General features: G+C 40.2%; 10 protein-coding genes. 4 read left to right on the top strand and 6 right to left on the bottom strand.

Features of this window, described 5'->3' with window-relative positions; genetic code table 11:
• The first annotated feature begins 273 nt into the window (after positions 1-273).
• Both O9295_RS22280 and O9295_RS22275 read left to right on the top strand, forming a co-directional pair.
• On the top strand, positions 274-417 hold the full coding sequence (locus O9295_RS22280; RefSeq protein ID WP_288035450.1) for a hypothetical protein: 144 nt from the start codon (positions 274-276) through the stop codon (positions 415-417).
• A 285-nt stretch (positions 418-702) separates the two neighbouring features.
• On the top strand, positions 703-1,632 hold the full coding sequence (locus O9295_RS22275; RefSeq protein ID WP_288035447.1) for a DUF1350 family protein: 930 nt from the start codon (positions 703-705) through the stop codon (positions 1,630-1,632).
• On the opposite strand, the gene O9295_RS22270 is transcribed toward O9295_RS22275, so the two are convergent.
• The 4 genes from O9295_RS22270 to bchL all read right to left on the bottom strand — a co-directional run bounded on the left by O9295_RS22270 (position 1,629) and on the right by bchL (position 5,424).
• Positions 1,629-2,432: a nucleoside phosphorylase gene (locus tag O9295_RS22270; RefSeq protein WP_288035446.1), complete on the bottom strand. Its 804-nt coding sequence runs from the start codon at positions 2,430-2,432 to the stop codon at positions 1,629-1,631. The two genes, O9295_RS22275 and O9295_RS22270, sit on opposite strands and share 4 nt — an antisense overlap.
• Before the next feature lie 77 nt (positions 2,433-2,509).
• A complete protein-coding gene (locus tag O9295_RS22265; protein ID WP_194013365.1) occupies positions 2,510-3,910 on the bottom strand; it encodes a ferredoxin:protochlorophyllide reductase (ATP-dependent) subunit N in 1,401 nt (466 codons plus the stop codon).
• A gap of 16 nt (positions 3,911-3,926) precedes the next feature.
• Positions 3,927-4,316 carry a DUF5331 domain-containing protein gene (locus tag O9295_RS22260; RefSeq protein ID WP_288035444.1) on the bottom strand — a complete coding sequence of 130 codons (390 nt, stop codon included), beginning with the start codon at positions 4,314-4,316 and terminating at the stop codon, positions 3,927-3,929.
• A 238-nt stretch (positions 4,317-4,554) separates the two neighbouring features.
• Entirely contained in the window at positions 4,555-5,424 is an 870-nt protein-coding gene (gene bchL / locus O9295_RS22255) for a ferredoxin:protochlorophyllide reductase (ATP-dependent) iron-sulfur ATP-binding protein (protein WP_002759152.1), read from the bottom strand.
• A gap of 460 nt (positions 5,425-5,884) precedes the next feature.
• On the opposite strand from bchL, the gene O9295_RS22250 reads away from it, so the two are divergent.
• Both O9295_RS22250 and O9295_RS22245 read left to right on the top strand, forming a co-directional pair.
• The gene (locus O9295_RS22250) at positions 5,885-6,718 is read left to right on the top strand and encodes a hypothetical protein (RefSeq protein ID WP_079209663.1); all 834 of its coding nucleotides are present in this window, start codon (positions 5,885-5,887) and stop codon (positions 6,716-6,718) included.
• 16 nt (positions 6,719-6,734) lie between these two features.
• A complete protein-coding gene (locus tag O9295_RS22245; protein WP_002800951.1) occupies positions 6,735-6,914 on the top strand; it encodes a hypothetical protein in 180 nt (59 codons plus the stop codon).
• A 402-nt stretch (positions 6,915-7,316) separates the two neighbouring features.
• Here O9295_RS22245 and O9295_RS22240 read toward each other — a convergent pair whose 3' ends face one another.
• The gene (locus O9295_RS22240) at positions 7,317-8,525 is read right to left on the bottom strand and encodes a 4-hydroxy-3-methylbut-2-enyl diphosphate reductase (RefSeq protein WP_288035441.1); all 1,209 of its coding nucleotides are present in this window, start codon (positions 8,523-8,525) and stop codon (positions 7,317-7,319) included.
• 94 nt (positions 8,526-8,619) lie between these two features.
• Complete coding sequence (locus O9295_RS22235) at positions 8,620-9,093, bottom strand: CRR6 family NdhI maturation factor (RefSeq protein ID WP_002795611.1); 474 nt, start codon at positions 9,091-9,093, stop codon at positions 8,620-8,622.
• Positions 9,094-9,746 lie beyond the last annotated feature (653 nt).

The following is a 9,746-nucleotide window of genomic DNA, read 5'->3' as shown; positions in this document are numbered from 1 at the left end:
TTCTCGGCTGGTGAGAGAGAGTCTATCTTTCTCTAAAAAAATGGAGAATCACGTTGGGGAGCCCTTTGGTATTTTATCCATGACTACAATGCACAGCAAAGCAAAGGATTAAGCCGCCATCACTACTACCGAATCACCACCAAAATTTGTCAAGTATCATAAGTAAAATAATCTCGTTTTTGGCTATTATATCAAATCTTAACTCGATTGTCTATCTTTTGGTATTAACCTGTTTGTGCCTTAAGTCCTTCCCTATATGGATTTCAGCTACTTTTGAGCGTAGGCGCTCTCATCGAATTTTATTTTAAGTTAATTATTTGCATAACAATTCCCGAAGAGCCACCAATTTTTTCCCATTATCTCACCTTATTAGCTCCTAATCCCACCAAATGCCGTGAGGACAATCCTTCGCTTTAGCTTGTCCGCGACTTTATAATCGTCTCGTCGCTAACGGTCTTGACTTCACCGATGGCAAATTAATCCCATCAAGATTAGCTTAGAAGACTAAGAAGAAGCGAATTTTTGGGGTGAGAATTTACTTTTGTCAAAAATTATTACATATTCGCAACAAAATAAACTTTTTTGAGCAAATTAATGTACCCTAATTAGACAAGGCGATCAATTATTTTGGCCGCCGAGATTTTTAATCATTATAAGATTGTTTCCCTAATCGCCAAATTAACAATTACATACCGAAAAACAATGACAGCAGAATTTAAGTTTATTCCCCTGCAATTTCACTGGGTTGCTATCAATCCTAAACCGATTGGGGTTGTCTATTTTATCGGTGGTGCTTTCTTCGGCACTTTTCCCAATCTGTTCTATCGTTATCTGCTCAAACAAGTCTTTGAACGGGGCTATACCCTTATTGCTATTCCCTATCGTTTTACTTTTCGTCATTGGAATGTTTCCCTAGAAATGGTCAAAGATTTGATTGGATTGAGAAAGGCTATTTATGAAGAAGCTAAGTTTTTGGGCTATGAAGATAACCTTGAGTTGTATTTAGAAGATCCCACTGCTGGTAATCCTAATTATTTTTGGATGGGCCATAGTTTAGGGTGTAAATATATCTCCCTTTTAGAGGTTTTAAGTGATGTGGAAAACACAGAACTAGAACAGGTTTTGAGTGGTTGTGTCGGCAAAAATCAAGCCGAAGATATCCAAAAATCGCTGAATAATACCGATATTCATGCCGTATCTCTGAAAAATCAACCCTCGCTTTTACTGGCTCCTGTAATTGCTGGCATAGATAGCGCAATTCCCATAGCTGCCCTAGCTAAATTAGTGCAAAGTTTGGGTTTAGACGTACAGCCAAACGTGCAGGAAACCCGTTGTTTAATTAGCAATAGTAACCTATTTCGACTCTTGGAAATTATCGCCTTTGCTAAGGATATACAGGCTAAAGATACAGTAGCTTGGTTCATTAAAGAACTAAGTCAACAACTCTTAAAACCAGTAGTTCCCTTAGCCAATCGCACCCATCTAGCACCCCTTGGCTGGCGCAATGGCGACCAAGAATTAGCCGATAATGTGATTAAATCAATTCAGGAATTACGCGCTAAACTCATCTCCTGTTATCCCCAAAGTCAGGAAAAAGAGGAAGTCTTAATGAAGATGATTTATGAAAGTTAATCAATTGAGGATAGGGAGAGGTTGCTAACGGTCAATATTGCCACCTGAATCGCTTTTTCAATGGCCTGTTGTTTGCTTTCTAAACTAATCCCTTCCTCTTTGCTTCTTTGGGCAATCACAGCACAAATACAAGCGGCAGTAAATCCATAAACCCCCGCCATTTTAAATAAAGTTCCCGCTTCCATTTCATAATTGAGAATATTTAAACGTCGATATTCTTCCGTAATTCCCTCTAAGTGACGCTGAAGATAAGGGTTAGCAGAAGACAGGATTCTTTCCTGTCCTTCATAAAAACTATCCACAGAAGCGGTAATACCTACATGATAATTTACTCCCAAAAATTGAGCCGATTTGACTAGAGCAACTGTCAAAAAAGGATCCGCCACTGCGGGATATTCCGGAGGAGCAATATCATTAGCTGCACCTTGCCTACATAAAGCCGCTTGCGAGATAATAATATCACCGATTTTTATTCTATTTTGAATTGCGCCACAAGTACCAATACGAATAATAGTTTTAATTCCCACCTGTATTAATTCATTAACCACAATACTCAAAGATGGCGCACCCATGCCACTGGTAGCCAGAAGAATTGGGGTAGAATTATCTAGATAGCCAAGATAACTATTTAATCCGCGATAATCCGATAGTAAACGTGCATTTTGTAAATAAGTTTCAGCAATATAGCGCGAGCGTTCTGGTTCCCCCGATAATAGGGTGATAGTCGGTTTTGCCGTGCCTAAATCCTCACTGCTAAAGTTGAGATGATAGGGTTTTTGGTGAGATAAGTTATTGGACATTGACGTGAACTAAATACAGAAAAAAGGTAAGGAATTGATTTTCCTTACCTGATGATTGTAGCCTTTTGAAAACAAATTTACACTTTTGCTGACTCTTTAACTAACTTGTCCCAACCCAATTCCTTGAGGTTATTGTTGCGACGCAGGGGACGAGTAGCTAATTCTAAAATATCTCGCGCATTGGTAAAACCATGAATTTGAGCAAAAGTAAATTCTACCGACCATTTAGTGTTAATTCCCCGCGCTTCTAAGGGATTTGCATGGGCCATTCCTGTAATCACTAAATCGGGTTTTAAGTCGTAAATGCGCTGAATCTGATTGTAGTTATCAGGTTTTTCAATAATTTTCGGGATGGGAACACCCATATCATTACAGGTTTTTTCTAGTAATGCTAATTCGGCCGCTTGGTAGCGTTTATCCATGTAAGGAATACCGATTTCATCACAAGTCATCCCGCAACGAATTAGGAAACGTGCCAGAGAAATTTCTAGTAAATTATCCCCCATAAAGAAGACCGATTTACCGCGCACAAGTTGCAGATAATCCTCTAAACTTTCCCAAATTTTTGCCTCTCTTTCTTCTAATCCTTGCGGTTGTACTCCCAAAACAGAACAGATTTTTTCTATCCAAGCGCGGGTTCCATCCGGACCGATGGGAAAGGGTGCGCCAATTAATTTACACTTACGACGACGCATTAAAGTGGTGGCAGTTCGTGATAGAAAAGGATTGACACCAGCGACATAATAACCTTCTTCAATTACCGGTAATTCAGTAAAGCGTTTGGCTGGCAACCAACCATCAATTTTAACTCCTTGTTTTTTCAATTCTAGGGTTAAATTAGTCACAATCGGGTCGGGAACGGAACCAAATAAAACTAAAGGAGGATGGTCTTTATATTCCGATTCTTCCTGTTTAATTTCTTCTTTTTTACGTCCAAAAGTTAGGAGTTTCTGGATGGCATTCCGTTCTTCTTTTTCATCTTCGTGCTTAACTTTTTCGGGACATTTATGCACCATAGAAGCGAGGACGGTATCTTCCCCTTGGGTAAAGGCATAATCTAAACCATTAGCGCGCGCTGTCACGATAGGAATACCGATTTCTGACTCTAGTTTCGGTGCTAATCCTTCTAAGTCCATTTTGATAATTTCGGTGGTACAAGTACCGATAAAAACGATAACGCTAGGGTTTCTATCTCGTTTAATTTGTAAGCAGAGGCGTTTTAGTTCTTCGTAGTCTTTTAGTTGAGCGGAAATATCCCCTTCTTCTAATTCAGCCATGGCATAACGCGGTTCGGCAAAAATCATCACCCCCATAGCATTTTGCAGGAAGTAACCACAGGTTTTTGTGCCGATAACAAGGAAGAAACTATCTTCGATTTTTTGGTATAACCAAGCAACACAGCTAATCGGACAAAAGGTGTGATAGTTGCCAGTTTCACAATCAAATTGTAAAGCGCTCGGTTCTTGGGTGGCGGTCATGTTTTTGGGTTCTCCTTTAACTTGGTTTATTTAGGTTTTCTCGTTGTAACTCTTGGCGGATTTTTTGCAGTACAGGATCCTCATTAGGATATAAAGAATTACTTAATTCTCTTTCTTTCTTTTCTAGTTGTTTCTTCTCAGGATCAAAATTTAATCCTAAAACTTCTAGCAGTTTGTCGCCATCGGAACTAAGTTGACAAAAGGGATACATCCACACTGATAATTGAGATTCTAAAACGGTAATCGCACCTATAATGATGTCGGAATTCGGACGTTTACCACCGTCGGGAGTTTTTCGCCACGAACCTCTGGAATTCATTAAACACTTAATCCAAGCTTGATTATTTTGGTAGTAATCTAACCATCGCCGCGGTAAGCTGGCTTTTAATTCCTCAAAGTTGCTCATTTTGTCCCCTTGGCTAAATAATGATGTTTTCCCTATTAGAATTCCCAATGAGAGGAAAAAATGATCATTATCGAGTCCTCGATAAAATTCGTGGGTAGGGTGGGTTAGGCGACGATAAGTTAGGCTATTAACTAATAAGTTAATTATTCGCCGTAACCCACCCAGAAAAAGAGTTTATTGGTGGTTATTGGTGGTTATTGGTGGGTTACGCTGTCCCTAACCCACCCGACAAAATAATCTAAACCATCATCAGGTCTAATTCTTCCTCGGCGTTAACTTTCGGTTTATCGGCATTAAGATAGAAATCCGATAATAAAGTGAATAATTCCCGGTCGGCAGATTCTTTGGGAATAACTCCTTCTGGTTTGGCTAAAATCTGATCGGCAATGTTGAGATAATAGTCACAAACATAACTTAACATCGGGTCCTTGTCGGCCATTTCAAAGAGAGTTTGACCTTTAACTCTGGAGACGCGAATATCTTCAATTAAGGGTAAAACTTCTAACACTGGCATGGGAACATGATCTACATATTTATTAATTAAATCGCGTTTTGAGGTGCGATTACCAATTAATCCGGCTAGTCGCAGGGGATGAGTGCGCGCTTTTTCGCGGACGGAAGCAGCGATGCGATTGGCGGCAAAAAGAGCATCAAAGCCGTTATCTGTGACAATTATGCAGTAATCGGCGTAATTTAAGGGTGCGGCAAATCCTCCACAAACCACATCCCCCAAAACATCGAACAAAATCACGTCAAATTCATCAAAAGCGTTCAATTCTTTTAATAATTTCACCGTTTCCCCGACGACGTAACCGCCACAACCGGCACCGGCCGGAGGCCCCCCCGCTTCCACGCATTTGACACCACCGTAACCGTCATAGATAACGTCTTCGGGCCAGATGTCTTCGTAGTGAAAATCTTTTTCTTGCAGGGTATCGATGATTGTGGGAATCAGAAAGCCTGTCAGGGTGAAGGTGCTATCATGCTTGGGGTCACAGCCTATTTGTAGGACTTTTTTGCCTCTTTTGGCTAAAGCGGCCGAAATATTACAGCTTGTTGTCGATTTACCGATGCCACCTTTTCCGTAGACTGCGAGTGTTAAAGGCATGGAAGTTCTCCTAAATGTGCGCTTGAATGGTGAGTTTGTTTATCAGTGCTTTGATCCCAATTATTGACCATCTCCCCACCCCTTGGAAAGAGGCTCAATTTTTATCTGCTATAGCTAGAGTGAGATTGAACGCTTAAAAATTATATAAATAATCTTTTAGAGCTTATAAAGTTTTTTAAAGTCATAAAAACTTATAAAAACAGCTTTGTTTATACATTTACTTTAAATACAAACAATAAACAAAAAACCGCCAAAGCTTTACAAAAACTCGATAAACAGGGTTTTACCGTGCCAAACCCAGACAAAAAAGGTCAAGATAGAGGCAGTCTAGAGACTGATGTCAGATTTTCGTGAATAATCATTACAATTTTCCCCGTCAGCAGATTAAATAAATCGATCCTGAGAAGGATGCTGAAAAAAGCTGTAGTACAATTAGAACAAAGTACCTGTAGGGTTTCCTATGCGAGTTAAGCAAAAAACGCTGACTACACTCTTATTAGAGAATAAGGCTCCTAAATATCGTCCTTTTCTGGGGTTTTTTCTGGCTGGGTTTCCTTTGCTGTTTTTAGCATATTTGGTTTCTTTCCAGCGCGCTTATCTCAACTGCATGAGGTTAGGCACAAAAAGAATAGATTGTCAATATGTCCAAGAGTATAATTTTCCTGTTTCTAGTCGGGAAAATTTTTCTTTAACTCACATTAAAGCTACGGCTGTCTATCAAGAAGTTTTTATCAGTGTTGAGCAGAAAAAAACTGTTAATAACACGGTTTTATTGGTCGGGAGAAATAACTATCTCTACATCGAGAATTTTCGGGATGTGCAGTCAGCTAGTGATTTTAAAACTCGATTTGAGAGTTTTGTGAATAGATATCAAGCTCAGGAAATTATTGCCAAAAGTCCCCTAGATACCTTGTCAGCACTGCTAGAACACCACCATAATTATCCCTATTATCTCTGGGGTATGTTATGCTTATTGTCAGGTCTGTTATTACTTTATGATGTCAGCTATTGGGAGAGTTATGTCTTTAATCAGGGTACCGCTACCCTAACCCGTAGGCGACAACATTTAACTTTTAGAAGTGAAAGTGATTATCTTCTAGAGAGAATTGTTGAGGCAAAAGTAGAAGAGTACAAAGGCTTTTTGGGGTCTAATTACCGACGGATTATTTTAACCTTATCCAACGGGGAAAAAATTATCCTCAATTGCCGGTTACTGGAATCTATCAGTAACGGAAAAAGGGAAGAAAAAATCCTGGCAATGATTGCCGAAAAGTTAAACTTAAGTCAAGAGTAAGTGTTAATCTAAGTAAATGCGCTCTAGTTATTTAAAGTCTCTTTTTTTCGGTTTCCTATTAGTGACCGTGTTAGTTTATATATTGCGCGGCATGGGAATATTATCTTTTTTACCCGGAGGATTAATTTTGTTATTAATTCTCTCTTCCGTGGTGACGGGAATTATCTACGGAATCGATAAAACCCGCCGTTTTTAGGAAAATATTGGCTCTTACGAGAAGAGCCGAACGGTTCTAACGTCAATGTCAAGATTGCGGTAGTTACAGCGTTTCTCAGATAGATGAGGTTCGTTCTTGCGTCTAAAACACTTGATTAGCAAGGATTACTGTATGCTTCACCTTTACGAGAAAGGTTGTAGGGTTTGCTGAATAAATCTGATACCAAATCCCTTTTTAATAGTGTGATTAACTCTCAAGTTATGAATTGTTTCTCCCCACACCCCACACCCCACACCCCACACCCCACACCCTGTCCCCATGAAAAACTTTTTCAGCAGACCCTAGTTAGTTTCTGAGCAATCCCACTGAGAAAAATATCGGCTGCATCTCCTGTTTGTGCTATGAGATGCAGCCATTGCCAAAGGTTAACACCTAAGCTAATTAACCCTGGACTAAAGAAGATTTGAGCGCAAAAATTTTCTCGATTACCTCTTCTACCACCTTATCAGGAGTGGAAGCACCGGAAGTCACTCCGACGATAATTTTTCCCTCATTTAACCAGTTATCAGTGATGATTAAATCGCCACCTAAAGGTTTATGTTCGATGCGATTACCGGGGAGAATGCGCTCGGCACTATCGATATGATAGGAGGGAATGGCACGCTCGATCGCTATTTCCTGTAGGTGAGTGGTATTAGAGGAATTATAACCGCCAATTACCACCATTAAAGAAAGCGGTTCTTTCACCAGTTCAAACATGGCATCTTGACGCTCTTGAGTGGCATCACAGATGGTATTAAAACTCATGAAATGATCTTTAAAATCGATCGGTCCGTACTTTCTCAACATAGTATGCTCGAAGAGTTTGCCAATTTCCTCCGTTTCACTTTTCAGCATCGTGGTTTGATTGGCAATACCGATATAATCTAGATCGCGATCGGGATCGAAACCCTGGGAATGGGCATTTTTAAACTTCTCTAAGAACTCATTTTTATCGCCACCGTGGAGAATATAATTAGCGACATAATTAGCTTGATCCAAATTTAAAACGATTAGATAAGTGCCAGCAAAAGAGCTAGTGGCGATCGTTTCTTCGTGATTATATTTGCCGTGAATAATCGAAGTGTGGTCGCTTTTTTTGTGCTTTTCCACGGAATTCCACACCTTAGAAACCCAGGGACAAGTGGTGTCCACAATCATGCAACCCTTATCGTTAAGTATTTGCATTTCCGAGACACTGGCCCCAAAAGCAGGTAAAATCACCACATCCCCCGATTCCACCACAGTAAAGTCTTTTTGGCCATTTTCGACCGGAATAAAACCCACGGCCATGGAGCGCAGACGCTGATTAACCGAGGGATTGTGAATAATTTCGTTAGTAATCCAGATACGTTCCTGGGGAAAATGTTGACGAGTTTCGTAGGCCATGGCGACAGCGCGTTCTACCCCCCAACAAAAACCAAAAGCTTGAGCGAGATAGATCGTCACGTCCCCCCGTTGTAAACGATAATTATTTTCACGAATTTCTTGGATCAGGTCGCTTTGATACTCATTGGTCATCGCATCCATTACTTCCTCTTTATGACCGAATCCCTTGCGGTTATAGTTATCCGATTGCTGTAGGGTACGTTTAAAGGATTTTGTATCCATGATTCTCTGATAGGGGTATTGGTGGCGCTAAATTGGGCGAGACAGTAGCTTGCCATATATTAAAAATACCTTATCTAGTCAGCGCAGGAGGCTTTTAGAGACTAGAGAGAAATTCCTCGTCGATATCGTAACCAAACTGTTGAGCGAAAAATTTTAAGCGAGATAAAGCAGGAATTTGCTGACTTTTCAGCCAATCAGACAAAATAAAGAGTTTTTGCATCACAAAAATCTCTAAAGCTTCGGGATTATATTGAATTCCTTCCCCGCGATGGAATTGATGGGGGACCAACATAGCAGCATAACGGGCGATTTCTCCCTGTTTTGGGTCAAGAATAAAGATTAGCCAGGGATAAACCGCATCTAAACGCAGAAACCACAGCCTAACTTCCGCTATCTCCGATAATTCCCGCATATCACCCTCCGCGCGAGGATAATCTATCTCTAATTGTAGAGCTTGTTCTAGTTCGGCGATCGCTGATCGGGACCGATAATCTTGAATAATAGTCTCTAAAGATGATAGATCCAGATTTTGAATCTGATTGGGGTTAAGAGCGATTTTGACAGTCATAGGGGCAAATAAAAGGTTATATCGGGCGAAATTACGGTTTTTTATCCCCAGATCGGCAATGATCTATCTCAGAAAATACTCTCGATCGGGACAAAAAAACTAAGTATGACTATTCTCTCACTCCGGAGCGAGAGAGGGAAACTGGACTAAAATAGACCTCTTGTAAAAATCAAAAATTGTTGTTAGGGTTAGGAGTCAGTAGTCAGTAGTCAGTAGTCAGGAGAATTAAGAATGAATAATAATCAATTAAATGGTCTATTTACCAATTTTATGCAATTTAATCCTTATTTTTGCCGTTTTTGAACCATCAAAAATTAATTATGCAAGAGGTTTAATCCTCATGATTGGATTTCTCCTACAATTTAACCTCGGTTGAACACTGGGGGTTTTTTACTCGGCAAAATCGGGAACTCAGGTTATTGATAACTATTAGCTTGACGGGTAAACATAAGGTGATATTGTCCTCGTTTGCTCATCAGTTCCCCTTGACAAAGAGCTAATCGATGACTAATTAGGGTTTGCTGAAAAAGCTTTTCCTAGGGGCAGGGTGTGGGGTGTGGGGTGTGGGGTGTGGGGTTTTACCGATTTTCAGGTGGTCAACTACCTAATTTTCAGGGAAAAAGTACCTGAATTTTCCCCCGATCCCCGCAATG

Origin of the sequence: Microcystis sp. LE18-22.4A (assembly GCF_027531105.1) — a bacterium.
GTDB classification, from domain to species: Bacteria; Cyanobacteriota; Cyanobacteriia; order Cyanobacteriales; family Microcystaceae; genus Microcystis; species Microcystis aeruginosa.
Note: the sequence above shows the minus strand (reverse complement) of the source record. Positions and strands in the feature narration are given on the sequence as shown.

Excerpts from the sequence above, each read along its gene's own strand:
- O9295_RS22240 (WP_288035441.1), bottom strand. The coding sequence starts at position 8,525 with ATGGATACAAAATCCTTTAAACGTACCCTACAGCAATCGGATAACTAT.
- O9295_RS22260 (WP_288035444.1), bottom strand. The coding sequence starts at position 4,316 with ATGAGCAACTTTGAGGAATTAAAAGCCAGCTTACCGCGGCGATGGTTA.
- O9295_RS22245 (WP_002800951.1), top strand. The coding sequence starts at position 6,735 with ATGCGCTCTAGTTATTTAAAGTCTCTTTTTTTCGGTTTCCTATTAGTG.
- O9295_RS22275 (WP_288035447.1), top strand. The coding sequence starts at position 703 with ATGACAGCAGAATTTAAGTTTATTCCCCTGCAATTTCACTGGGTTGCT.
- O9295_RS22270 (WP_288035446.1), bottom strand. The coding sequence starts at position 2,432 with ATGTCCAATAACTTATCTCACCAAAAACCCTATCATCTCAACTTTAGC.
- O9295_RS22265 (WP_194013365.1), bottom strand. The coding sequence starts at position 3,910 with ATGACCGCCACCCAAGAACCGAGCGCTTTACAATTTGATTGTGAAACT.
- O9295_RS22235 (WP_002795611.1), bottom strand. The coding sequence starts at position 9,093 with ATGACTGTCAAAATCGCTCTTAACCCCAATCAGATTCAAAATCTGGAT.
- bchL (WP_002759152.1), bottom strand. The coding sequence starts at position 5,424 with ATGCCTTTAACACTCGCAGTCTACGGAAAAGGTGGCATCGGTAAATCG.
- O9295_RS22250 (WP_079209663.1), top strand. The coding sequence starts at position 5,885 with ATGCGAGTTAAGCAAAAAACGCTGACTACACTCTTATTAGAGAATAAG.